The 22,748-nt window shown below is 68.8% G+C and carries 21 protein-coding genes and 1 tRNA gene; 6 read left to right on the forward strand and 16 right to left on the reverse strand.

Going from position 1 to position 22,748, the window contains the following annotated elements; genetic code table 11:
- Positions 1–342: 342 nt before the first annotated feature.
- From EIP85_RS19870 to rpiA, 11 genes are all read right to left on the reverse strand, one after another.
- Positions 343–432 (reverse strand) — tRNA-Ser (locus EIP85_RS19870).
- A 42-nt stretch (positions 433–474) separates the two neighbouring features.
- A complete protein-coding gene (locus EIP85_RS19875; protein WP_127903965.1) occupies positions 475–1,284 on the reverse strand; it encodes a carbohydrate ABC transporter permease in 810 nt (269 codons plus the stop codon).
- Positions 1,281–2,150 carry a carbohydrate ABC transporter permease gene (locus EIP85_RS19880; RefSeq protein ID WP_127903966.1) on the reverse strand — a complete coding sequence of 290 codons (870 nt, stop codon included), beginning with the start codon at positions 2,148–2,150 and terminating at the stop codon, positions 1,281–1,283. The genes EIP85_RS19875 and EIP85_RS19880 overlap by 4 nt, the downstream gene beginning before the upstream one ends.
- A gap of 50 nt (positions 2,151–2,200) precedes the next feature.
- A complete protein-coding gene (locus tag EIP85_RS19885; protein ID WP_127903967.1) occupies positions 2,201–3,487 on the reverse strand; it encodes an ABC transporter substrate-binding protein in 1,287 nt (428 codons plus the stop codon).
- A gap of 30 nt (positions 3,488–3,517) precedes the next feature.
- Positions 3,518–4,558: an ABC transporter ATP-binding protein gene (locus EIP85_RS19890; RefSeq protein WP_127903968.1), complete on the reverse strand. Its 1,041-nt coding sequence runs from the start codon at positions 4,556–4,558 to the stop codon at positions 3,518–3,520.
- A gap of 203 nt (positions 4,559–4,761) precedes the next feature.
- Positions 4,762–6,234 (reverse strand): Do family serine endopeptidase, encoded by a 1,473-nt coding sequence (locus EIP85_RS19895; RefSeq protein WP_127904011.1) that lies wholly within the window; start codon positions 6,232–6,234, stop codon positions 4,762–4,764.
- A 196-nt stretch (positions 6,235–6,430) separates the two neighbouring features.
- Positions 6,431–6,622, reverse strand: coding sequence for a DUF2065 domain-containing protein (locus EIP85_RS19900; RefSeq protein ID WP_241560111.1), 192 nt, complete (start codon positions 6,620–6,622; stop codon positions 6,431–6,433).
- Positions 6,619–7,533 (reverse strand): protease modulator HflC, encoded by a 915-nt coding sequence (gene hflC, locus EIP85_RS19905; RefSeq protein ID WP_127903969.1) that lies wholly within the window; start codon positions 7,531–7,533, stop codon positions 6,619–6,621. The genes EIP85_RS19900 and hflC overlap by 4 nt, the downstream gene beginning before the upstream one ends.
- Positions 7,530–8,753 (reverse strand): FtsH protease activity modulator HflK, encoded by a 1,224-nt coding sequence (gene hflK / locus EIP85_RS19910; protein WP_127903970.1) that lies wholly within the window; start codon positions 8,751–8,753, stop codon positions 7,530–7,532. Before hflK ends, hflC begins: the two co-directional genes overlap by 4 nt.
- Before the next feature lie 53 nt (positions 8,754–8,806).
- Complete coding sequence (gene gor / locus EIP85_RS19915; RefSeq protein ID WP_127903971.1) at positions 8,807–10,165, reverse strand: glutathione-disulfide reductase; 1,359 nt, start codon at positions 10,163–10,165, stop codon at positions 8,807–8,809.
- 3 nt (positions 10,166–10,168) lie between these two features.
- Positions 10,169–10,957, reverse strand: a complete 789-nt coding sequence (gene rpiA, locus EIP85_RS19920; RefSeq protein ID WP_127903972.1) for a ribose-5-phosphate isomerase RpiA — start codon at positions 10,955–10,957, stop codon at positions 10,169–10,171.
- A 217-nt stretch (positions 10,958–11,174) separates the two neighbouring features.
- Between rpiA and EIP85_RS19925 the strand changes: the two genes are divergently transcribed.
- Positions 11,175–12,164, forward strand: coding sequence for a hypothetical protein (locus EIP85_RS19925; protein ID WP_127903973.1), 990 nt, complete (start codon positions 11,175–11,177; stop codon positions 12,162–12,164).
- A gap of 7 nt (positions 12,165–12,171) precedes the next feature.
- Here the strand turns inward: EIP85_RS19925 and EIP85_RS19930 are convergent, their stop codons facing one another.
- On the reverse strand, positions 12,172–12,888 hold the full coding sequence (locus EIP85_RS19930; protein WP_127903974.1) for a hypothetical protein: 717 nt from the start codon (positions 12,886–12,888) through the stop codon (positions 12,172–12,174).
- A gap of 88 nt (positions 12,889–12,976) precedes the next feature.
- Positions 12,977–13,309, reverse strand: coding sequence for a GIY-YIG nuclease family protein (locus tag EIP85_RS19935; RefSeq protein WP_127903975.1), 333 nt, complete (start codon positions 13,307–13,309; stop codon positions 12,977–12,979).
- 75 nt (positions 13,310–13,384) lie between these two features.
- On the opposite strand from EIP85_RS19935, the gene EIP85_RS19940 reads away from it, so the two are divergent.
- The 3 genes from EIP85_RS19940 (at position 13,385) to EIP85_RS19950 (ending at position 15,754) form a co-directional block, all read left to right on the forward strand.
- The gene (locus EIP85_RS19940) at positions 13,385–13,897 is read left to right on the forward strand and encodes a DUF2239 family protein (protein WP_127903976.1); all 513 of its coding nucleotides are present in this window, start codon (positions 13,385–13,387) and stop codon (positions 13,895–13,897) included.
- Entirely contained in the window at positions 13,894–14,307 is a 414-nt protein-coding gene (locus tag EIP85_RS19945) for a DUF1330 domain-containing protein (RefSeq protein ID WP_127903977.1), read from the forward strand. The genes EIP85_RS19940 and EIP85_RS19945 overlap by 4 nt, the downstream gene beginning before the upstream one ends.
- A 160-nt stretch (positions 14,308–14,467) precedes the next feature.
- Positions 14,468–15,754, forward strand: coding sequence for an O-acetylhomoserine aminocarboxypropyltransferase/cysteine synthase family protein (locus EIP85_RS19950; protein ID WP_127903978.1), 1,287 nt, complete (start codon positions 14,468–14,470; stop codon positions 15,752–15,754).
- Positions 15,755–15,806: 52 nt separating this feature from the next.
- Here the strand turns inward: EIP85_RS19950 and EIP85_RS19955 are convergent, their stop codons facing one another.
- Positions 15,807–16,517, reverse strand: coding sequence for an SIMPL domain-containing protein (locus EIP85_RS19955; protein WP_127903979.1), 711 nt, complete (start codon positions 16,515–16,517; stop codon positions 15,807–15,809).
- Between the two features lie 176 nt (positions 16,518–16,693).
- Here EIP85_RS19955 and EIP85_RS19960 point away from each other — a divergent pair, with 176 nt between their 5' ends.
- Positions 16,694–18,985, forward strand: coding sequence for a hypothetical protein (locus EIP85_RS19960; RefSeq protein ID WP_127903980.1), 2,292 nt, complete (start codon positions 16,694–16,696; stop codon positions 18,983–18,985).
- A 128-nt stretch (positions 18,986–19,113) separates the two neighbouring features.
- Here the strand turns inward: EIP85_RS19960 and hppD are convergent, their stop codons facing one another.
- Entirely contained in the window at positions 19,114–20,208 is a 1,095-nt protein-coding gene (hppD, locus tag EIP85_RS19965; RefSeq protein ID WP_127903981.1) for a 4-hydroxyphenylpyruvate dioxygenase, read from the reverse strand.
- 135 nt (positions 20,209–20,343) lie between these two features.
- Between hppD and EIP85_RS19970 the strand changes: the two genes are divergently transcribed.
- Entirely contained in the window at positions 20,344–20,799 is a 456-nt protein-coding gene (locus EIP85_RS19970; protein WP_127903982.1) for an Lrp/AsnC family transcriptional regulator, read from the forward strand.
- A 6-nt stretch (positions 20,800–20,805) separates the two neighbouring features.
- On the opposite strand, the gene EIP85_RS19975 is transcribed toward EIP85_RS19970, so the two are convergent.
- Positions 20,806–22,674 (reverse strand): FAD-dependent monooxygenase, encoded by a 1,869-nt coding sequence (locus EIP85_RS19975; protein ID WP_127903983.1) that lies wholly within the window; start codon positions 22,672–22,674, stop codon positions 20,806–20,808.
- Between the last annotated feature and the right edge of the window lie 74 nt (positions 22,675–22,748).

The following is a 22,748-nucleotide window of genomic DNA, read 5'->3' on the forward strand; positions in this document are numbered from 1 at the left end:
AGCATGCCACCCAACGTCTTCCGCCGTGAGCCTGTCGAGGCCTCGCCGAGTCAGGGCACGTCGGACATGCCGCTGGCAGGCTGAGAGAGCAACGGCGAGGTGCTCAGAGACGTCGATCCGATGTATGTAGCGACCGCAGTCGGAAAGATCATGCGAGGCATGAAGTCCGGGGACGATTCGAAGTGACCGCTCTGGCAGCTGTCGCATCCCCCGTCTGCGAATCCATCTTGATCGGGGCACCATCCGGCAGCAACGCTTCCTGCGACAGGGACCACAGCAGCCACCACAATTAGCACCACAATAAGATGATTCGATTTCCTCATAAGTTATTGAAATCATTGGTGGCGGATGGGGTGGGATTCGAACCCACGGTGGGGTCTCCCCCACGCCAGTTTTCAAGACTGGAGCCTTAGACCGCTCGGCCACCCATCCGGCGCGGCATCCATAGCATGCCGGGCCTGCCGCGCAACCGGCTCACTTGATGCCGGCACGCATGAAGCTCTGCACGAAGGCGCGCTGGAACAGCAGGAAGCCGAGGAGAAGCGGCGCCGAGGTCATAAGCGTCGCGGCATTGATCACCGACCAGTGCACCCCGCTGTCAGCGGCCGAGAAGATCGACAGCCCCACGGTCAGCGGCCGGGCCGAAACGGAATTGGTAATGATCAGCGGCCACACGTAATTGTTCCAATGCGCCGAGACCGAGATCAGCCCGAAGGCAATGTAGGTCGGCTTGCCAAGCGGCACATAGACCCGCCGGATCAGGCCGAGGAGCGAGGCTCCCTCGATCCGGGCCGCGTCGTCAAGCTCGGTCGGGACCTGCAGGAAGGTCTGGCGCAAAAGGAAGATGAAGAATGCCGAGGCCATATAGGGCAGCCCGATGCCGAGGATCGTGTCGGTCAGCCCCAGGATCCGCATGGTCTGGTAGTTCTCCACCAGAAGCACGTCGGGCATCACCATCAGCTGCAGCAGCACCAGCCCGAAAAGCAGGTTCTTGCCCGGAAACTTCAGCCGCGCAAAGGCAAAGGCCGCGAAGGTGCCGAGGACCAGCTGCACGGCCAGGATCATCGTCACCAGGATCACGGTATTCAGGAAATACCGGGCGAAGGGCGCCTGGGTCCAGGCGTCGGGGAAGTTCTGCAGCGTCAGCGGCGCGAGAAGGTCGAACTTCGTCTCGTAGGCGCCGGGGTGGAAGGCGGTCCAGACGGCATAGGCCAAGGGCAGGATCCAGAGCGCGGCCAGAACCCAGCCCCCGATGGTGATCAGTGTGTCGTCGCCCCGCTTCATTTGTAGTGGATCCGCCTGTCGAGGAAGAGGACCTGGCCCAGCGCGAGGACCGAGAGGATGACGATCATCACCACCGTCAGCGTCGCGGCATAGGCCGTGTCCCAGAACTGAAAGCCGACCTGGTAGATGTAGTAGAAGAGGATCGCGGTCGCGTTGTTCGGCCCGCCCTGGGTCATCTGGAAGATCTGGTCGACCAGCCGCACCGCGTCGATCACCGCGTTGACGGAGATGAAGAGCGTCGTCGGCATGATCAGCGGCAGGGTGATGCGCCGGAAGATCTGCCAGCGCGAGGCCCCCTCCAGCTGGGCCGCCTCGATCAGGCTGACCGGGATGGTCTGCAGCGCGGCAAGGTAGAAGATCATGAAGAACCCGGCCTGCTTCCAGACCGCCACCGCCGAGACGGCATAGAGCGCGGTCGAGCCTGTGCCGAGGAGGTTCGAGGCCGGAAGCCCGAAAAGGCCGCGGATCTGGTCGATCAGGCCGAAGCCGGGCGTGTAGAAGAAGATCCAGATATTGGCCACCGCGATCAGCGGCAGCACGGTCGGCGTGAAGAAGGCCATCCGCATGAAGCCGGTGCCCTTCAGCCGCCCCTGCACCAGAAGCGCCATGACCAGCGCGAGGCCCATCGAAAGCGGCACGGTGATGATCGCGTAGATCAGGTTGTTGTGCATCGCCTGCCAGAAGGTCGGGTCGGCGATCATCCTGTGGTAGTTCTTGAGGCCCACGAAATGCGAGGGCCGCATCCCGCGCGCCGTCGACCAGAACGAGGCGATGAAGGTCTCCACCGTCGGGACGTGCATGAAGGTCGCCAGCACCACGAGCGCCGGCAACAGCATCAGATAGGCGTAGATCCACTCGCGCTTCATATGGGTCCGCTCGGGTCCGGGGGGCCGCGAAGGCCCCCCGGGCCTCGTCCTTACTGGTATTGCGCCAGCACGGCGGTGGCCTTCTTCTGGGCCTCCTCCAGCGCCGGCTTCACCTGCGCCTGGCCGGACATGATGCCTTCCAGCGCGTTGTTCAGGATCTGGGTGATCTGCGCGTTCTGGTAGACCGTCAGCTCGGGACCCGCGTATTTCAGCTGGTTGCGGGCGACGAGCGCGCCGGGGACCTTCTTGACGTAGTCCTTCAGGGCCTTGGTGTCCCAGTCATCCGGCCGCGGGGCGACATAGCCGGTGGCCATGGTCCATTTCGCCGCCTGCTCGGGCGCGGTCATCCACTTCACGAAGGCGACGGAGGCCTTCTTCTGCGCCTCAGTCGAATGCTTGAAGAGGTACCAGTTGCCGCCGCCCGTCGGCGCGCCGTAGTGCTTCTTGGCCGGCAGGAAACCCACGCCAAAGGGGAAAGGCGCGTTCTTGGTGATGTTCGTCAGGTTGCCGGTCGTCGTCCAGATGATCGCCGCATTGCCGGTGAAGAAGGCCTTGGGCGTCGCGCCCCAGTCCAGCGTGCCGGGCTCCATCACCTTGTACTTGGTGGTCAGGTCCAGCATGAACTGCGCCGCCTCGATCGCAGCGGGGCTGTCGAAGAACACCTTCTTGCCGTCGGCCGAGGCAAGCGTCGCGCCGGCCGGGATGGCCAGACCCTGGTAGAGCCAGTAGGGGAAGCCCGCCGTCGGGATCCTGAGGCCCCACTGAGTGACCTTGCCGGAGGCGTCCTTGATGGTCAGCTTCTCGGCATCCTTGACCAGCTCATCCCAGTTGGCCGGCGGCTTGTTCGGGTCGAGCCCCGCCTTCTTGAAGGCGTCCTTGTTCCAGTACATGACCGGGGTGGAGCGCTGGAACGGGATGCCCCAGGTCTTCCCGAAGGCCTGCGAGTTCGCCATGAACGCCGGGTAGAAGCCGCCCAGCCAGTCCTTCTTGTCCTTGGCCGAGACGTAGTCGTCGAACGGCACGATCATGTCCTCGTCGATGAGGTTGAACATCTCGGCCGCGCCGATCACCGAAAGCTGGGGCGGGTTGCCGCCGCGCGCCGCGGTGATCGCCTTGGCGATCGTGTCGGTGTAGGAGCCGGTGTAGACCGGCTTGATATGCACGTCGGGGTGCATCTTCATGTAGTCGTCGGTCAGGCCCTGGATGGTCTTCGACGCGCCGCCACCGACGGCGACGGGGAAGAAGAACTGCAGGTCCACCGCCAGCGCAGGCGATGCGGCGAGGAGGGCCGCAACCGCTGCGGCGCCGATCTGCCGGGTCACTCGGGAAAAGCTCATCGAGGTCATCCTCTCTGTTGGGAACTCTGGTTATTGCCGGGGGGGAAGCGCGCGGCCGGTCCCCGGGTCGAACAGCCGGAGCGCGTCGGGCGCCCAGGTGATGTGAAACGCCTCGCCCGCGGGCAGGCCGGCGCGGGCCGGCTGGCGCAGCACGGCCTCGGTGCCGCCGATATCGAGCGTCACGAACAGATCCGCGCCAAGGTATTCCGACCCCACCAGACGCGCGGCCACCCCGGCGCCCGCAAGCGTCATGTCCTCGGGCCGAAGCCCCGCCACCGTGCATTCCGGCGCCGCGATCCCCAGCGCTGCGGCCGGGATCAGGTTCATCGGCGGGCTGCCGATGAAGCGCGCCGCGAAGGTAGAGGCGGGATGGGCGTAGATCTCCTCCGGCCGCCCCTCCTGCTCCACCCGGCCGGCGTTCATCAGCACGATCCGGTCGGCCATCGTCATCGCCTCGACCTGGTCGTGGGTGACGTAGACCATGGTCAGGCCAAGCCGTTTCTGCAGGTTGCGGATCTCCACCCGCATCTCGGCGCGCAGTTTGGCGTCGAGGTTCGAGAGCGGCTCGTCCATCAGGCAGACCGGGCGTTCCGAGATCACGGCGCGGGCCAGCGCCACGCGCTGCTGCTGGCCGCCCGAAAGCTGCGCCGGTTTGCGTTCGAGAAGCGTCTCCAGCCCCATCAGCCGGGCGACAGCGGCCAGCCGCTCCGCCGTCTCGGCCCTGCCGGTGCGGCGGACGGAAAGGCCGAAGGTGATATTCTCGGCCACCGTCAGATGCGGGAAGAGCGCGTAATTCTGGAACACCATGGCGATGTCGCGCTTGGCCGGGGGCAGATCGCCAAGGCTGTGATCGCCGAGCACGATCTCGCCGCGGCTGGGCGACTCGAAGCCGGCGATCATCCTCAGAAGCGTGGACTTGCCGCACCCCGAGGGGCCGAGAAGCACCGTCAGTTCGCCCGCGCCGACCTCGACATCGACCCCGTCGACGGCGATATGGCCCGGAAACTCCTTGCCGAGCCCGCGAAGGCGGATGCCCGGCGCCGGCCGCCCGCCGGCCGTCGCGAAAGTCATCGTGCTGGACGCCATCCCGTTCCCCATGCGGACCGGATAGTAACCATCCGTAACAATCGCGCAATTCATATGTGAAGGTTTTGTGACGGCGCAGGGAGGCGGCACGCCCGCCCTGAAAGAGGGCCAGCGCCCGTCCGCCCCCCGCAAACGAAAAGGGGCGCCCGGCGGGGCGCCCCTTGCAACTCGCGTCGGCCGGTCCGGCCCTACTTCAGCGTCAGCGCGACGAAGCGCGGCTCGCCGTTGCGGCGGATCAGCAGCAGGACGGACTTGTGGCCGGCATCCTTGGCCGCCTGGATCCGGTCCTGCAGATCCTGAACGCTCGTCACCTTCTGCTGGCCCGCCTCGGTGATGATGTCGCCGGGGCGCAGGCCCTTGGTGAAGGCCTCGCTGGTGCCGTCGACGTCCTTGATCACCACGCCCTGCAGATCGGCGCCAAGGCCCATCTGGTCGCGCATGTCCTTGGTCAGTGGCACCACGGTCATCCCGAGGATCGTCGTACTCTGCGGCTGCGGCGCCTGCGGGCTGCCGTTGCCCTCGGACACCGGCGGGGTCGAGTCCACGTTGCCGGCGCGCTTGCCCAGCGTGACGTTCAGCGTCTGGTCCTTGCCGTCGCGGAAGACGACCACCGGAACCGTCTTGCCGATCGCGGTGTTCGCGACCTTGCGCACCAGCTCGCGCGTGTCGGGCACGTCAGAGCCGTCGAACTTCAGGATCACGTCGCCGGATTTCATCCCGGCCTGCTTCGCCGGCCCGTCGGGCACGTCGGTGACCATCGCACCCGCCGCCTTCGGCAGGCCCAGCGCATCGGCCATGTCCGGCGTCACGTCCTGGATCCGCACGCCCAGCCAGCCGCGGTGGACCGAGCCGAAGTCCTTCAGCTCGCCCACCACCTTGGACACGACGTTGGAGGCCATCGAGAAGCCGATCCCGATCGAGCCCCCATTGGGGCTGAGGATCGCGGTGTTCACGCCGATCACCTGCCCCGCCATGTTGAAGAGCGGCCCACCCGAGTTGCCGCGGTTGATGGCGGCATCGGTCTGGAAGAAGTTGTCATAGGTGCCGTTCAGCGTCCGGCCCTTGGCCGAGATGATCCCGGCCGAGATCGAGAAGCCCTGGCCCAGCGGGTTGCCCATCGCCAGGACCCAGTCGCCCACCCGCATCTTGCCGCTGTCGCCGAACTGCACGAAAGGCAGGGGCTTGTCGGTCTTCACCTTCAGCAGCGCGATATCCGTCGCCTTGTCGACGCCCACGACCTTGGCCTTCTCGGTCTTGCCGTCGAAGAACTGGATCTGGATGTCGTCGGCGCCGTCGATGACGTGATTGTTGGTGACGATATAGCCATCGGCCGAGATCACGAAGCCGGAGCCGAGCGCCTCGCTGCGCTGCGGGCGGCTCTTCTGGCCGTTCTGGCCGTTCTGATCCATGAAATCATGGAAGAACTGTTCGAAGGGCGAGCCCGGGGGAACCATCGGGCCCTGGTCGGTGGGCGCGGCGATGGTCGACATGGTGGTGATATCCACGACCGCCGGGCTGATCTTGGAGGCGAGATCGGCGAAGCCGTCGGGCGGCGCGCCCTGCGCCTCTGCCCGGGCGAACTGGCCCATCGCCAGCGCAAGCCCGAGCATGACCACCCAAAGCGCGCGCAGAGGGGCACCCGGGCGGGTTCGGGTCTGCATGGATATCCTGTTCACGTCGAGCTCCTTTCGCTCCTCCTCGCCGGGCGCCGGCCGTGGGGCGGCGCCGGGGCGACATAAGGCAAATAGGGTTGAGGCGTGACAACTCAATCCCACTCGCCAGGCCTCAAATGGGTGTGACACCCTGTAACATGCGGCCGTTGCCCGATGGTGGCGGTTTTCTCAGGCCGCGAGTGTCTCAGGCGATGTGCCACCGGGCAAGCGCAATCAGCACCACACCCAGCGCCAGCGCGCCCAGCCCGATGCTGCGGCGCGCCTCGAGGCTGAGGCGGGCGAAGACCGCCATCGCCTGCTCGAGCCGCCGCGGGGCCAGCGCCAGCACCAGCCCCTCGAAGGCCAGCACCATCCCCAGGCCCAGAAGCAGGGTCAATTCCCTGCCCCGGCCGGTTTCGCCGCCGCCGCGCTGCCGGCGCGCCCGGCTTCCGAGTTCAGGAAGTCGAAGAACTGGCTGTTCGGGCTCAGCACCATCGTTGTGTCCGATCCCTTCAGCGCGGTCTTGTAGGCCTGAAGCGACCGGTAGAAGGCGAAGAACTTCGGATCCTTCGAATAGGCGCCGGCATAGATCTTGTTGCGCTCCGCATCGGCCTGGCCGCGGATCACCTCGGCCTTCTTCTGCGCCGCCGAGGTCAGCTCCAGCGCGTTGCGGTCGGCGGTTGCGCGGATCGTCTGCGCCTCCTGGTTGCCGAGCGCCAGCTCCTGCGCCGCCTCCTTCTGCCGCTCCGCCTTCATCCGCCCGTAGGTGGATGCGAGGTTCTGGTCCGGAAGGTCGGTCCGCGTCAGCCGCACGTCGATCACGTCGATGCCCAGAGAGTCCGCCTCCTTGCGGGACAGGTCGCGGATCTGGTTCATCAGATTGGTGCGGTCGTTCGACAGGATCGCGTCGGAATTGACCGAGCCGAGCACCTGGCGCACGGCGGCGTTCAGGATCTGCTCCAGCCGGCTCTGCGCGAAGCGCACGCCCTCGGGGCCGGTCGCCTGCCGGAAGGTCACCAGGTTGGTGATCCGCCAGCGCGCGAAGGCATCGACGACAAGCCGGCGGTCATCCAGCGGGGTCACTTCCAGCGGCTGCGTCGGCAGGCCGAGGATGCGGCCGTCGTAGCGCACCACCTGCTGCAGGAACGGAACCTTGAAATAGAGGCCCGGCTTCTCGCGCACCTGGGTGACCTGGCCGAACTGCAGCACCAGCGCCTTCTCGCGCGGATCCACGATATAGACCGAGGACAGCGCCAGCGCGGCGAGGATCACGATGCCCGGAAGGATGTAGGTCCAGCGGTTGTTCATTGGCCCGATCCTCCCTGCGTCCCGCCCGTCGCGGACGCGCTTCCGCCCTGCGTCCCGTCCGTCGAGGCGGGCTTGGCCGGCGCAGACTTGCCCGCCTGCTGCATCAGCTTGTCGAGCGGCAGATAGGGCACAACGCCGTTCGCCGCCGTCCCGGCACTGCCAACGCCGTCGAGGATCATCTTGTGCATGCCACCCAGCACGCTCTCCATGGTTTCGAGATACATCCGCTTCCGCGTCACCTCCGGCGCCGCGAGATAGGATTTGTAGACCGAGTCGAAGCGGCTCGCGTCACCCTCGGCGAGGTTGACGACCTGGGCCTTGTAGCCCTCCGCCTCCTGCACCAGCTGCGAGGCCTGGCCGCGCGCGGCGCCAAGCGCCTTGTTCGCATAGGCCTGCGCCACGTTGACCAGCTGGTCGCGCTGCTGCTGTGCCGCCTGCACCGCGCGGAAGGCGTTGATGACCTCCTTCGGCGGGTCGGCGCTGTCGAAGTTCACCCGGATCACCCGGATCCCGGCGCCATAGCTGTTGAGCGTCTTCTGCACGCTGATCTGCAGCTGGGCCGAGATCGCGCCGCGGTCCTTGTTCAGGATCGGTGCGAGGTCGGTGCGCGCGATGATGTCGCGCATCGCGCTTTCGGAGACCGCACGCACCGTCTCGGTCGGATCGGCGAGGTTGAAGAGGAACTTCGACGGGTCCTCGACGTTCCAGACCACCTGGAAGTGGACGTCGACGATGTTCTGGTCGTTCGTCAGCATCAGCCCGGTGTCGTTCGACCCGCCCTGCCCGGCGCCGATGTCCGTCGTCCGCTCGCCCGTGGTGGGGATCACCTTGTAGGTGACGACCGGCCAGGGCGCGAAATTGAGGCCCGGCTCGCCGATCTTGTAGAACTTGCCCAGGAACAGCTCGACCGAGCGTTCCTCCGGCCGGACGGTGTAGAACGAGGCGAAGGCCCAGATCAGAACCAGCACCGCGGCCACGCCGAGGCCGATGACACGTGGCCCCGGCCCGTCGCCGCGGCCCCGGCCCGCCGGGCCCGTCGGCCCGCCGCCGCGCCCGCCCAGCAGCACCTTCAGCCGCTGCTGGCCCTTCTTGACCATGTCATCGATATCGCCGAACCCGGGGCCCTCGCCCGGACGCCGGCCACCGCCACCATTGCGATTGTCGTCCCCGCCCGGGCCGCTCGGGCCTCCGCCCCAGGGTCCGCCGCTGTTACCCGCCATATAAAGCCGTTCCTCTTCCTAGCCTTCCCGACTTGGCCACGCGCGCGCGAATGTCAAGCCTTGCGTACCGGCCTGCGTAGCGTCACCAGTTCCTCGCCCATGGTCGGATGCACCGCCACGGTGCGGTCGAAATCCTCCTTCGTCGCCCCCATCTTGATCGCGATGGCGGCGAGCTGGATCATCTCGCCCGCCTCCGGTGCGACGATATGGCAGCCCAGCACCTTGCGGCTGTCCTGGCTGACGATCAGCTTCATCAGCACCCGCTCCTCCTGCCCGGCGAAGAGGCTGCGCATCGGCCGGAAGGCGGCGGAATAGACCTCGATCGGCTCGCGGTCCCGCGCCTCCTCCTCGCTGAGGCCCACCGAGCCCAGTTCCGGCTGGGTGAAGACGGCAGAGGCGACCAGCTCGTGATCCGCCGCGACGACCTTTCCGCCGAAAACGGTATCGGCGAAGGCATGGCCCTCGCGGATCGCGACCGGGGTAAGGTTGATCCGGTCGGTCACGTCGCCCACGGCGTAGATCGAGGGCACCGCGGTCTGGCTGTGGCCGTCGACCACGATCTCGCCCCGCCGGCCAAGTTTAACGCCCAGCGCCTCCAGCCCCAGGCCATGCGAATTCGGCACCCGGCCGGTGGCGTAGAGCACCGCGTCGAACGTCCGGTCCTTGCCGTCGGTGGCCGTGACCTTCACGCCCTCTCCGGCGCGCTCCATCTCCATCACCTCGGTGCCGCAGTGGATCTCGATCCCGCGGGCCCGCATGGCCTCGGCGACATGGCCGCGGGCCTCGTCATCGAAGCCGCGCAGGATCTGGGCGCCGCGGTAATACTGTGTAACTTCGACGCCCAGACCGTTGAATATCCCCGCGAATTCGCAGGCGATATAGCCGCCGCCGACGACCAGAAGCCGCTTCGGCAACTTCTCCAGGTGGAACATGTCGTTGGAGGTCAGCGCCAGCTCCGAGCCCGGGAACTCCGGCACGAAGGGCCAGCCGCCGGTGGCGACGAGGATATGCTTGGCGGTGACCGTCTCGCCGGTGGAAAGCTTCACCGTATGCGCGTCTTCCAGCACCGCGCGGCAGTCGTGGATCGTCACCCCGGCATTCAGCAGCGTCTTGCGATAGGCGCCTTCGAGCCGGTCAAGCTCCGCCTCCAGCTTGCCGCGGAACATCGGCCAGTCGAAGGCGCCGGCCGAGGCGTTCCAGCCATAGGCCCGCGCCTCCTCCACCGCCGCCGGATAGGACGAGGCGAAAACCATCAGCTTCTTGGGCACGCAGCCGCGGATGACGCAGGTGCCGCCCATGCGGCTTTCCTCCGCCAGCCCGACCTTCGCGCCATGATCCGCGGCCGCCACCCGCGCCGCGCGAACCCCGCCGGAGCCGCCGCCGATGACGAAAAGATCATAGTCGAAATTCATTGCCTACTCCCCGAGGTCGGAGAACAGGTTCGTGGTCTCGATGAACTCCACCTGCCCCTCCTCGCTTACCGCGCCGGAGATGTCGCGCACCGACACCCGGCCATCGCCATGGCCCACCACGACGATATCGCAGATATCGATGAACAGGCCGTTCTCCACCACGCCCGGGATCTGGTTCAGCACGAGCGCAAGCTGGCGCGCGTTGCCGATCCGGTTCAGGTGCAGATCGACGATGTAGTTCCCTTCGTCGGTGAGGAAAGCATGGTCCCCGTTCATGCGGAGCGAGGTGGTCTGCCCCAGCACATCCATCGCGCCGAGGGTTTCCTCGATCAGCGCCTTGGTGGTCTGCCAGCCGAAGGGCACCACCTCCACCGGCAAAGGGAAGGCGCCGAGCTGGGCCACTTCCTTCGCCGCATCGGCGATGACGATCATCCGGTCAGACGCGGTCGCGACGATCTTCTCCTGCAGCAGCGCGCCGCCGCCGCCCTTGATCAGGTTCAGTTCCGGATCGAACTCGTCGGCGCCGTCGATGGTCAGGTCCAGCCATTTCGCCTCGTCTAGGCTGACCACCTTGATGCCGACCTGCCGCGCCAGATCCGCCGTGCGGGTGGAGGTGGGCACGCCGGTGATCTTCAGCCCGTCCTCGCGCACCATCTCGCCCAGGCAGCGCACCATCCAGGCGGCGGTGGAGCCGGTGCCGAGCCCGACCTTCATCCCGCTTTCGACGAATTCGACCGCCCGTCTGGCGGCCACGAACTTCGCCTTGTCGATCGGAGAGAGGTCGGCGGGCATGATCGGCTCCTACGCTGCGCTGCCCCGGTTATAGGCAAACTGCCCCGGGGGTGCGAGGCCGTTTTGCGCCGCAGCGTCCCGCGCGGGAAGGCGCCGCCGAACGGTGCGCAATGAATGCGCACCCAATGCCGGGAAGATCAACCAGAACGTGCATCCCGCCGCCGCCGCGCTATACTCGCACCCGTACCAGTTCCCAGCCGGCAAGGTTGCCCGCCGCATGACCGAGGCCCCCGCCTTCAACCTCCTCGCCATCTTCCAGGCCGGCCGCCTGCAATACGAGGCGCTGCTGCTGGCCGCGAGCCTCGCCGAGACGAACCCCGCCCTCCTTTCCCGCCTGCACCTGGCAGAGCCGGAACCCGGGCCCCTCTGGCCCGCCGACCCGCACGTCAGGGACAAGGCGCTCCGCGGTCTTCTGGCCGAGATGGGCGTGACCTTCCTCAGCTTCCCCTCGCGCCATTTCGGCGCCGCCTACCCCTATGGCAACAAGATCGAGGCCCTGGCCGCCCTGCCGCCCGTCCCCTTCGTCTTCTTCGACACCGACACGCTCTTTCTCGGCCCGCTCGCCGATGTCCCCTTCGACTTCGACCGCCCCACGGCCTCGCTCAACCGCGAGGACACATGGCCGAAACCCGACCTCTACGGCCCCGGCACGGACGAAATCTGGCGCAGCCTTTACGGGAAATTCTCGCTGGATTTCCAAAGCTCTCTGGACCTTTCCGAACCCGACGGGTCCTGGCGGCGCTACCTCTATTTCAACGCCGGCTGGTTCTTCCACCGCGATCCGCAGGCCTTCGGGCAGCGCTTCCTGTCCTGCGCGCTCGCGATCCGCGACGACCCGCCGCCGCAGCTCACCGGACAGTCGCTCGACCCGTGGCTCGACCAGGTCGCCCTGCCGCTCGTCATCCACAGCTTCGGCGGCGGGCGCGCGACGCTGCCGCCCGGCCTGCTCGACGGGCGGATCAGCTGCCATTACCGGACCCTGCCGTTGCTCTACGCGAAGGAAAGCGACCAGGCCGTTGAAATGCTGGAAAAGATCGCCGCAACCCCCGCCTACCGCCGGATCCTGCGCGACCACGCGCCGGTGAAGGCCTGCGTCTACCGCAACCAGGGCCGCCGCGCCCGCGCCCTGTTCGACCGCGCGAACCTGCCCCGCCGCGAACAGGCGATCCGCAACCGGCTGAAACGCGAAGGGCTCTGGATCCGCTGAGGCCGCCTCAGCCGTATTTGACGAAGAACTGCCGGTAGGGCCCCCGCAGCCCCTCGATCGCCGCCTTCACCTGCGCCGGGTCGCCCGCGGCCACGGCATTGACGAGCGCGTCCACCGAGGCACGGAAGGCCGCCTCCAGCGGGGCGTAGTCGGCCTCCGACGCCTCCGGCGCGGGATGCGCCTCGATCTGGCCGACGAGGTAGTCGAGCACACCCGCCAGTTCCGCCACCTTCGGCGCGACCTTGCCGGTGTAAAGCGCGGGATCCAGCGCCAGCACCTTCTCCATCTCGGCGTGATAGGCATTCATCCGGTCGGAGAAGCCGATGATCCCGTTGCGCTCGTGCAGCTTCCACAGCGCCAGCCGCACCGCCTCCAGCGTCATGTGCGCGTCGGGCACGTTGCCGGCCTTTGCCTGCGCCTTGGCCGTGTCGAGCGACGAAGCGACCTTGGCGAGGGTGTCGCTCCACTTCGGGTCATCGGCATATTGCGGCGGGGGCGTGCTGCGCCAGTCGGTCATCAGCCCCGCCCATTGCGCCGAAAACTTGTTGATCGCCTCCGCCGTCGCCGACGCATCGCCCTGGTTGCTGTCGAACAGCGCCACCCTGTAGCTGGCATAGGCCTTGCGCAGCCCGGCCTCGAAATCGGCGATCTTGCCGGCATGGGCGGCGGGGGCGACCAGCGCGGCGACCAGCGCCAGGGCCGGAAGGAAACTGCGGTGCGGCATAGGTGTTCTTCCTGACTTGTCCTTCGAACTCTGCGTGCGCGGCACGGCCCCCCAACCGGCCCCGCATCGCCTTACGTCAATTCTGCGGCTAGAGCGGCCGGGCCGCAAGCCGATCCCGCCAAATCGAGACAGCTTCTTTCAGAACCCGCGCCCGCGCCATCGGCGAAAGCTCGGCATCGAGCCGCTCCAGCACCTCGAAGCGGAAGCCCTCGCCGCCCGCCCCGCCCCAGGCGGCGGCCAGCTCCGCCGGTGCTGGCCCGCCGGTGCGCAGCACGAAGCGCAGCCGGTTCTCGGCCGCGCCCAGCGACCGGGCCGCGCCCACCCAGCACGCCCCGTCCGGCGCGCGGAACGCGTAAACCCCGGCGTCCACGGCCCTTTCCTTCCAGGCCGCCACCGCCGCCCGTCGCGCATCTTTCTCCATCTTGGCCGCTCCGCTCTTGTGTCCGGCGGCTCTCTCGCATATTTTAACCCGGGTATAAATAGCAAAGTGATCCCCATGGACCGTCAGCTCCTCCTCTTCGAAGGCGACCGGCGCATCGCCGCCGGGCCAGAGGCCGAAATCCGCGCAGCCCTCCTCGCCCGTCGCGCCGCCCGCGCCGAACCCGAGGCCGGACCCCGCCTCGCAGTCTTCGAGGCGGAAAGCGGCCGGGTGACCGACATCGACCTGCGGGACCCGCCACGCGGCCGCGGCCGCCCCCGGCTCGGCGTGACGCCGCGCGAGGTGACGCTTCTGCCGCGCGACTGGGACTGGCTTGCCGCCCAGCCCGGCGGCGCCTCAGCGACGCTAAGGCGGCTGGTGGAGGCCGCGCGCCGCACCGAGAGCCCGACCAGCCGCCTGCGCCTGCGCCGAGACGCGGCCTATCGCATCCTGACCGAGCTCGCCGGCGACCGCCCGGGCTACGAGGAGGCGATGCGCGCCCTCTTCCGCGGCGACCACGGCGCCTTCGCCGCCGCGACCGAGGGCTGGGCCGAGGACCTCCGCGCCCTCTACCCGGAGGACGGCGCGTGACCCATCTGGAGCCCACCGAGGCCGCCGCCATCGCCACCCTGCGCCGCGGCATTCGCGGCCCGGTCGTGATGCTGAACCTGCTGCGTTTCCGCCGGGTGGCCGATTACGCGGCCACCCCCGACCTCGCCCCGCCCGCCCCGGTCACCGGGGCCGAGGCCTATGCCCGCTACATCGCCCACACCCGCCCGCATCTGGAGGCAAGCGGCGGCGCGATCCTGTTCGACGGCACCGGCGGGCCGTGGTTCATCGGGCCGGAGGCCGAACACTGGCACCGCGCGCTGCTGATCCGGCAGGCGAGCCTCGAGGCCTTCCTCGCCTTCGCCCGGAACGAGGCCTACCTCGGCGGTATCGGCCACCGCACCGCCGCGCTGGAGGACAGCCGCCTGCTGCCCCTCGCCCCCGTCGGCTGAGCCGGGCCCCGAATCCTGCCCCGGAACCGCGTTCCGCCCGCGCCGCGCAGGGCGGAACGGCATTTGCGCCGGGCCCTTCCGCCCGGAACCCCGGCCCTCAGCACGCCGTTGTGCGGCACCGGCCAAGCCCCTAGGCTCAGACCAGACCAAGGAGGATCCGATGACAACAACCTATGGCTTCGACACGCTGCAAATCCACGCCGGGGCGCGGCCCGACCCGGCCACGGGAGCCCGGCAGACCCCGATCTACCAGAGCACGGCCTTCGTCTTCCGCGACGCGGACCATGCCGCCGCCCTCTTCAACCTGCAGGAGGTCGGCTACATCTACTCGCGGCTGACCAATCCCACCGTCTCGGTCCTGCAGGAGCGGATCGCGACGCTGGAAGGCGGCGCGGGCGCGGTCTGCTGCTCCTCCGGGCACGCGGCACAGCTCCTGGCGCTCTTCCCGCTGATGGCGCCGGGGCGCAACGTCGTGGCCTCGACCCGGCTCTACGGCGGCACCGTGCAGCAATTCTCCAACACGATCCGCAAGTTCGGCTGGTCGGCCAAGTTCGTCGATTTCGACGACGAGGCCGCGCTCGCCGCCGCGATCGACGACGACACCCGCGCGATCTTCTGCGAGTCGATCGCCAACCCCGGCGGCTACATCACCGATCTCGACGCGGTGGCGAAGATCGCAGAGGCCGCCGGCGTGCCGCTGGTGGTCGACAACACCTCCGCCACGCCCTGGCTCTGCCGCCCGATCGAGCATGGCGCGACGCTGGTGATCCACTCGACGACCAAGTACCTCACCGGCAACGGCACCGTCACCGGCGGCGCGGTGGTGGACTCCGGCCGCTTCGACTGGTCCGCCTCCGGCAAGTTCCCGGCGCTGTCCGAGCCGGAGCCCGCCTATCACGGTCTGAAGTTCCACGAGACCTTCGGCCCCCTCGCCTACACCTTCTACGGCATCGCCATCGGCCTGCGCGATCTCGGCATGACGATGAACCCGCAGGCCGCGCATTACACGCTGATGGGAATCGAGACGCTCTCGCTCCGGATGGAGCGGCACGTCGCCAACGCGGTGAAGGTCGCGACCTGGCTGGAGAAGAATCCAAGGGTAGAAAGCGTGACCTATGCCGGGCTGAAGTCCTCGCCATATTTCAACCGGATCGAGCGGATCTGCCCCCGCGGCGCCGGCGCTCTTTTCACTTTTGCGATAAAAGGCGGCTACGAGGCCTGCGTGAAGCTGGTCAATTCGGTGGAGCTGTTCAGCCATGTCGCCAACCTCGGCGACGCGCGTTCGCTGATCATCCACCCGGCCTCCACCACCCACCGCCAGCTGTCGGAGGAGGCGCAGGAGAAGGCCGGCGCCGGGCCGAAGATCATCCGCCTCTCGATCGGCATCGAGGATGCCGACGACCTGATCGCGGATCTCGACCAGGCGCTCGCCAAGGCCACGGCCTGAGCCTCGGGAGGGCGCGCCGCGACGGGCGCGCCCTTCCCCTCACCCGGCCCCCTCACTCGGAGAGGCCGAAGACCATCTGCACCTCTGCCTTCACGTCCACCTCGCCCTGCGCCACCGGCACGGGAGAGGAGACCTTCAGCATCATCGGCGCGGCCCGCATCAGCGGCACCGGCGCGTTCCCGGCTTCCGAGATCGACTGCACGGGGCCGAGTTTCACCCCCGCCGCCGCCGCCAGGACCGAGGCCCGGTGCATCGCGTCCGCCACCGCCGCCTTGCGCGCGGCGTCCTGGTAGGGCGCCGGATCGGACAGCCCGAAGCTCAGGCCAGAGATCCGGTTCGCCCCGTCGCTCACCACCGCGTCCAGCACGTGGCCCAGACGGTCCAGCGCGTGCACCTTCACCCGCACCGTGCCGGAGGCGGCGAAGCCGACGATCTTCGACGCCTGCCCGGTCTGCGCATTCGGGTTCGACCAGCGCGGCGAAAGATCGAGGCCCGAAGACTGCATGTCGCGTGCGGCGATCCCCTCGGCGCCCAGCCGCTTCAGCACCGCCGCAAGCTGGGCGGAGGCCTGCGCCACGGCCGCGGCGGCGGTCTTGCCCTCCGCCGTCACCCCCAGCGTGATCTCCGCCATGTCGGGCACATGCGAGACCGATCCCTCGCCCGTCACCGTCAGCGTCGGCCCGGCCCAGGCCGCCCGCACCCCTCCGAGGCCCGCAAGCCCCGCCACCATTGCCGCCGCAAGGGCATGTTTCCAAAGCACCATCACCGGCCCTCCTTTCGCACCGACCCTGCGGCCCGCCGCCGCGCGAGACAAGCCGAAACCGGGCCGGAACCGGGCCGGAACCGCGCGCGCCTTCCCCTCGGCGGTTTCCTGCTGTACATATTCAGGCAGCCAGCGGCCGCCTCCCCCGGCCCCATATCCTGTGTTACAGCCTTCGAATGAAGCCAAGTTTCGCCCTGAATCTCAGCCATGACGGGATCGGCCTCCTGCACCGGACCCCGAATGGCTGGAGCAGCGTAGGCGAAGTCGCGCTCGACAGCGCCGACCTGGGCAAGGCGATGGGCTTCCTGCGCTCCACCGCGCTGGCGCTGGAGCCGCGCGGCCTGGTGACGAAGGTGATCCTGCCGGCCTCGCAGGTCCTTTACACCACCGTCACCGCCCCGGGGCCGACCACGCCGCAGCGGCGCAACCAGATCTCCCGCGCGCTGGAGGGGCTGACGCCCTATACCGCGGCAGAGCTGGTCTTCGACTGGTCCGGCCCCGGGCCGGAGCTGAAGGTCGCCGTCGTCGCGCGCGAGACGCTGGCCGAAGCAGAGCACTTCGCGACCGAGCACCGCTTCCACCCGGTCTGCTTCGTCGCCATGCCCGACCCCGAACAGTTCGACGGCGAGCCGTTCTTCGGCGAGACAAAGGGCGCCTCGGCCTTCCTGTCCGGCGAGACGCTGGAGCGCGACACCGCCCCCGTCCGCATCACCGCCACCGCGCCGAAACCCGCCCCGGCGGCGCAGGAAGCGCCCGAACCCGCCCGGGCCGCGCCCAAAGACGCCCGGGACGATGCGGCCCCCGTGGATGAAGCTCGGGTCGACGCGGCACTGGGCGACATCGCCGTCACCGACCCCGCCCTTCCCGACCCGGAGGCCCCGCCCGCGACAAGACCCGCCAGCCCCGCGCCGGTGGCCGAATTCGCCGACGCCCCGGGCCAGCCCGCATTCTCCACCCGCCGCAGCGCGGAGGAAGCCGCGCTCGCCGCCCCCGTCGGCACCGACCAGCCCGCCCGCCTGCGCTTCCTGCCGGAGGCCTTCCAGCACGCCGCCGAAGGCCTGACCGCCGCGCCGCCCGCAGCCGAGGCGCCCGCGCCGAAGCCCGCCGGGCGCAAGCCGCCGAAGCCCCGCCGGGGCCGCGCCGGCAAAAGCCGCGCCCGATCCGGCTCCTCCACCGGCGAGGTGATCCCGGCCCCGCCGCCGCTCAGGCCGCCCTCGACCGAAGAGGAGGCGATGACGCTCTTCGGCGCCCGGCAGCGAGAGCCCGACCGACGCCGCCTGCCGCTGACCGTCCTGGTGCTCGCGGCGGTGCTGCTGATCGCGCTCGGTGCGGCCTATGCCCTCTGGGCGGTGCTGGAGCCGCAGCACGCCGCGCTCGACCGCCCCGCCGTCAACCAGACGGCCGCCATCGCCCCCGCCGGCCCGGCGCGCGTGCCCGCAAGCACCGCCGCGCCCAGCGCGCCCTCGGGCGAGACCACGCCCGCCCCCGGTGCCGCCGCAGCCCTTTCGCCCGCGCCGCATCCCGCGACCGACACGGTCACAGCCGCCGCCGCGCAGACGGCCGCCCCGACGACGCCGCGCGCGCCCGGTCCGGACGCCACCGCGCCCGCGCCCCGGGCAGAGACTGGCCCCGCCGGCAGCGCGCCGCAGCTTGCCGCCCTGCCCTTGGCGCCGGCCTCGCATGCCGCGGCCCCGGCCGCGCCGGGTCGGGGCGTGCCGACTCTGCGGCCCATCGCGGTGACCGATGTCAAAGGCTCCGTCACGCCCGACGCGCCCGATACCGCGTCCGATATCATCCTTGCCGCAATCGACCCGGCGGTGGCCGGCCAGCTGCAGCCGGGCCTGCCTGCCCCGACCGCCTTCGCGACCGACAGCCCTCCCGGCAGCACCCCGGCGGCCGACACCACCGCCGCGATCGACAGCACCGCCGTGGCCCACAGCCTCGCCACGGCCGACAGCGCCCCGACACCCCCCGCGCCGGGCGGGCTCGGCGCGATCCGCCCGATGCCGCGCCCGGCCAATATCCCGGCAGAGGCCACCCCGGCCACCCCGGCCGCGCCCAAGGTCTCCCCCCTCGCCGTGGCCACCTCCATCCGCCCGGCGCGCCGGCCGAACGATATCTCGCGCAGCGTCAATGCCGCTGTCGCCTCCGCCCTCGCCCCGGCGGCGAAACCCGCCGCCGCCTCTCCTCCCGAACCTAAAAAAAGAGCACTGATGATCCCCTCCAACCCATCCGTCTCGCAGGAAGCGACGATCAAGCGGGCGATGCGCCTGAACCGCATCAACCTCCTCGGCGTCTTCGGCACGACGGCCGACCGAACCGCGCTGGTGCGCCTGTCCAATGGCAGCGTGAAGCGGGTGAAAGTGGGTGACCGCCTCGACGGCGGCAAGGTCGCCGCGATCGGTGACGACAACCTCTACTATGTCCGCAGCGGCCAGAACATCCAGCTGGTGATCCCGAGCGGCTGATCCCCCCTCGCCGCCGCGTAGGGTGCGCATTCATTGCGCACCGCGCTCACCGACGGAGCCCCCCACGCAAACCCATGCAAAAGGCCGCGCCTTGATGGCGCGGCCTCTGTCCATTCTGCCGACGGGCCTCAGGAGGCCTTCAGCACCCCGCGCTCGATCTGGTCCTGTTCGATCGACTCGAAAAGCGCCTTGAAGTTGCCCTCGCCGAAGCCGTCGTCACCCTTCCTCTGGATGAACTCGAAGAAGATCGGCCCGATGACGGTGCGCGAGAAGATCTGAAGCAGAATCTTCGTCTCGCCCCCGTCGACCACGCCCTCGCCGTCGATCAGGATGCCGTTCTTCTCCAGCTTGTCGAGCGGCTCCTCGTGGCCGACGACGCGCTCATGGCTCATCTCGTAATAGGACTTCGGCGGCTTCGGCATGAACTTCAGCCCCCGCGACGCGATCGCGTCGGTGGCGGCGTAGATGTCCTCGCTGCCCACCGCGATATGCTGGATGCCCTCGCCGTTGTAGCGCTTGAGGTATTCGACGATCTGCCCGGTCTCGCCCCGGTCCTCGTTGATCGGGATCCGGATCCGCCCGCAGGGCGAGGTCAGCGCGCGCGAATGCAGCCCCGAATACTTGCCCTCGATGTCGAAGAAGCGGATCTGGCGAAAGTTGAACAGATCCCCGTAGAACTTGAACCAGGTGTCCATGTTCCCCTTGTGGACGTTATGGGTCAGGTGATCGAGGTAGTAGAAGCCCACGCCCTCGGGCTTGGGCGTCGCGACCCAGTCGAATTCCGCGTCATAGGGGTTCGCATCGCCGTAGCGGTCGGTGAAGTAGAGCAGGCTGCCCCCGATCCCCTCGATCGCCGGCAGGTCGATCACCCGGCCCGGGCCTTCGTAGGGCTTGGCGCCTTTCGCGATGGCATGCTTGTAGGCGTGATCGGCATCGACCACCCGCCAGCACATCGAGGGCGCGCAGGGCCCGTGCTTCTCCACGAACTCGCGGCCATGGCTGCCCGGCTCGGCGTTGATGACATAGGTGATGTCGCCCTGCTGCCAAAGCTCGACCGCCTTGGTCTTGTGCGTCGCGGTCTTCGAGAAACCCATGCGGGCGAAAAGCGCGCGCAGCTCCTCGGGCTCCGGATGGGCGAATTCGACGAATTCGAACCCGTCGGTGCCGGCGGGGTTCTCGGGGCTGATCTTGGCTTTCGGGGCCTGGTGCGGGAAGGGTCCCATGCGCGTCCTCCTGTCTGCGATTGCGGAAAAGATACGCGCAGGCCTTCGCATTATTCGCGCATTCTACGGCATCCCGTGCTACCATTATGCGCAATTGCCGCACCATGTAGCCATCACATGCGAGAAGACCGCAAAATGCTCGATGCCACCGATTCCCGCCTGCTCGCCGAACTGCAGCGCGACGCCCATGTCACCGCCGAGGCGCTCGGCCAGGCGCTCAACCTCTCGCCCAGCCAGGCCGGCCGCCGCCGCCAGCGGCTGGAGGCAGAGGGCTACATCCGCGGCTATGCCGCCCGGGTCGATCCGCTGAAGGCGGGGCTCACCGTGCAGGCCTTCGTGCAGGTGCAGATGGCCAGCCAGTCGCCCGATCTCGTCCGCTCCTTCGCCCGGCTGGTGGCGACGCGGGCAGAGATCGTCAGCGCCTGGACCCTTACGGGAGAGGCCGATTACCTGCTGCGCGTCTACTGCCCCGACCTCGCCGGCCTCAACCGGCTGATCCACGAGGTGATGCTGCCGCACCCGGCCGTGGCGCGGGTGCAGAGCCAGATCGTCATGGACCAGTTCAAGCCCGACGCGCCGCTGCCGGTCTGACCCGCCTCAGCGCGGGCGCACCGGCCGCATGAAGGCATCGAGGAACCCCTGCACCTCCGCCAGCCCGTCGAGCGGCAGCACCTGCGCCACGTACTGGTCCGGCCTGACGAGAACCAGCGCCCCCTCCGCCCGGTCGATCCCGCGCAGGTCGAAGATGTCGGGGGCTTTCACGGCCGGGCAGAAGACCTTTTCGTAGTCGATCAACCCGTAGCGCCCCTTGGCGGGCCGCAGGATCTGCGGCAGAGCGCCGAAATCCATCTGCCGGTGCGGAATCTGGAAGACCGCGCGCAGGTCGATGACAGTGTCGATATCCGCCCCCTCGGGCGTGTAGCGGCGGATGAGTCGCTCCACCGCCGGGCAGAGCCCTGCGATGGCCCCGCCCGCCGCGCCGCTGTCGCCCCTGGGCGCGAAGGCCACCAGCCGCCAGCGCCCGTCCGCCTTGAAGGCATGGGCAAGCTCGACGGGCTTGGCATCGGCAAGCCGCACCACCGGCGCCGAGTGGAAGCGCTTTCCCACCACCAGCCCCGCGGCCCGCGCCTGATGCGCGCGCCCGCCAACCAGAAGCCCCGCGTCATAGCGCGTCTCCACCCCGGCGGTATAGCGGCCGTGCTTCTGGAAATAGCGCTGGAATTCCGCCGCGGCCTCCGGCGTCTTCGGCTTCTCGCTGAACAGCCGCGCCATGTCGCGGTCGAAATCGATCAGCTCCTTCGCCTTGGCCCGCCGCTCCGCCGAATAGGTGTCGAGCAGGCCCTCCTCCGCCTGCCCCCGCAGCACCGCGGCCAGCTTCCAGCCGAGGTTGAACGCGTCGGCCATCGAGACGTTCATCCCCTGCCCCGCTTTCGGGCTGTGGGTGTGGCAGGCGTCGCCCGCGATGAAGATCCGCGGCGCGCGGCGGCCCCGCTCGCCCTCGGGCACGTCGTCGAACCCGTCGCAGACGCGCTGGCCGATCTCGTAGGCCGACCACCAGGAGACCTCCTTCACGTCGAGGCTGTAAGGCGCGAGGATCGCTGCCGCCTTCGCCGCCAGCATCTCGGCGCTCAGCGCACGGTCGGCGACCCGTTCGTCGCCCCTCAGCGCGTCCATCTCGATATAGAGGCGGGTGAGGTAGCCGCCCTCGCGCGGGATCACCAGCAGGCTGCCCGCCCCGGCCGACTGGATCGCGCATTTCAGCCGGATGTCCGGGAAATCCGTCACCGCCAGCACGTCCATCACGCCCCAGAGCTGCCGCGCCGCCTCGCCGCGCAGCTCGTGCCCCATCGCGCGCCGCACGACAGAGCGCGCGCCGTCGCAGCCGACGACATAGCGCGCGCGGATCACCTCCGTCCCGCCGTCCGGCCCAAGGCAGTTGAAGGTCGCCTCCACCGGATAGTCGCCGCCGATCCGTTCCAGCCCCACCAGCTCGCGCTCGTAATCGGGGGTGAGGCGGCGCGCCCCGTTCCGCATCACCTCCAGAAAGAAGTCATGCACCCGCGCCTGGTTCAGGATCACGTGCGGCATCTCGGACAGGTCATCCTCCACGTCCTGAATCCGGTCGGCGCGGGCAAGCCCGCCCGCCTCCCCCGGCCGCCAGAAGGAGACCTCGTTGACCCAGTAGCCTTCCTTCACCACCTTCTCGGCAAAACCGAAGGCCTCGAACATCTCGATGGAGCGGCAGGCGATGCCGTCGGCCTGCCCCAGCTCCAGCGGTCCCGCCTTGCGCTCCGCGATGCGGACGGAGATCTCCGGAAAGGCCGAAAGCTGCGCCGCGAGCGTCAGCCCCGCCGGGCCGCACCCGACGATCAGCACATCCACCTCGGCCGGCCGCGCGCCCGCGCCCGGGGCGGCCTCCGCCACGGCCGGATCGCCCCGCCGCACCCCGTCCAGATGAAACTGCATGGCGCCCTCCCAAATGATAAGTCTACTTACCATACGCGGCTGGACGGCCCCCCGTCAATATAGTAAGTATACTT

The sequence above is a fragment of the Solirhodobacter olei genome (assembly GCF_004010155.1).
Taxonomy (GTDB): Bacteria; Pseudomonadota; Alphaproteobacteria; order Rhodobacterales; family Rhodobacteraceae; genus Solirhodobacter; species Solirhodobacter olei.

Bases quoted from the DNA above. Each gene is read 5' to 3' on its own strand.
- EIP85_RS19880 (WP_127903966.1), bottom strand. From the start codon at position 2,150: ATGAAGCGCGAGTGGATCTACGCCTATCTGATGCTGTTGCCGGCGCTC.
- hppD (WP_127903981.1), bottom strand. From the start codon at position 20,208: ATGGGACCCTTCCCGCACCAGGCCCCGAAAGCCAAGATCAGCCCCGAG.
- rpiA (WP_127903972.1), bottom strand. From the start codon at position 10,957: ATGCCCGCCGACCTCTCTCCGATCGACAAGGCGAAGTTCGTGGCCGCC.
- hflC (WP_127903969.1), bottom strand. From the start codon at position 7,533: ATGAACAACCGCTGGACCTACATCCTTCCGGGCATCGTGATCCTCGCC.
- EIP85_RS19935 (WP_127903975.1), bottom strand. From the start codon at position 13,309: ATGGAGAAAGATGCGCGACGGGCGGCGGTGGCGGCCTGGAAGGAAAGG.
- gor (WP_127903971.1), bottom strand. From the start codon at position 10,165: ATGAATTTCGACTATGATCTTTTCGTCATCGGCGGCGGCTCCGGCGGG.
- EIP85_RS19885 (WP_127903967.1), bottom strand. From the start codon at position 3,487: ATGAGCTTTTCCCGAGTGACCCGGCAGATCGGCGCCGCAGCGGTTGCG.
- EIP85_RS19875 (WP_127903965.1), bottom strand. From the start codon at position 1,284: ATGAAGCGGGGCGACGACACACTGATCACCATCGGGGGCTGGGTTCTG.
- EIP85_RS19890 (WP_127903968.1), bottom strand. From the start codon at position 4,558: ATGACTTTCGCGACGGCCGGCGGGCGGCCGGCGCCGGGCATCCGCCTT.
- EIP85_RS19895 (WP_127904011.1), bottom strand. From the start codon at position 6,234: ATGCAGACCCGAACCCGCCCGGGTGCCCCTCTGCGCGCGCTTTGGGTG.
- EIP85_RS19940 (WP_127903976.1), top strand. From the start codon at position 13,385: ATGGACCGTCAGCTCCTCCTCTTCGAAGGCGACCGGCGCATCGCCGCC.
- hflK (WP_127903970.1), bottom strand. From the start codon at position 8,753: ATGGCGGGTAACAGCGGCGGACCCTGGGGCGGAGGCCCGAGCGGCCCG.
- EIP85_RS19930 (WP_127903974.1), bottom strand. From the start codon at position 12,888: ATGCCGCACCGCAGTTTCCTTCCGGCCCTGGCGCTGGTCGCCGCGCTG.
- EIP85_RS19970 (WP_127903982.1), top strand. From the start codon at position 20,344: ATGCTCGATGCCACCGATTCCCGCCTGCTCGCCGAACTGCAGCGCGAC.
- EIP85_RS19960 (WP_127903980.1), top strand. From the start codon at position 16,694: ATGAAGCCAAGTTTCGCCCTGAATCTCAGCCATGACGGGATCGGCCTC.
- EIP85_RS19925 (WP_127903973.1), top strand. From the start codon at position 11,175: ATGACCGAGGCCCCCGCCTTCAACCTCCTCGCCATCTTCCAGGCCGGC.
- EIP85_RS19975 (WP_127903983.1), bottom strand. From the start codon at position 22,674: ATGCAGTTTCATCTGGACGGGGTGCGGCGGGGCGATCCGGCCGTGGCG.
- EIP85_RS19950 (WP_127903978.1), top strand. From the start codon at position 14,468: ATGACAACAACCTATGGCTTCGACACGCTGCAAATCCACGCCGGGGCG.
- EIP85_RS19955 (WP_127903979.1), bottom strand. From the start codon at position 16,517: ATGGTGCTTTGGAAACATGCCCTTGCGGCGGCAATGGTGGCGGGGCTT.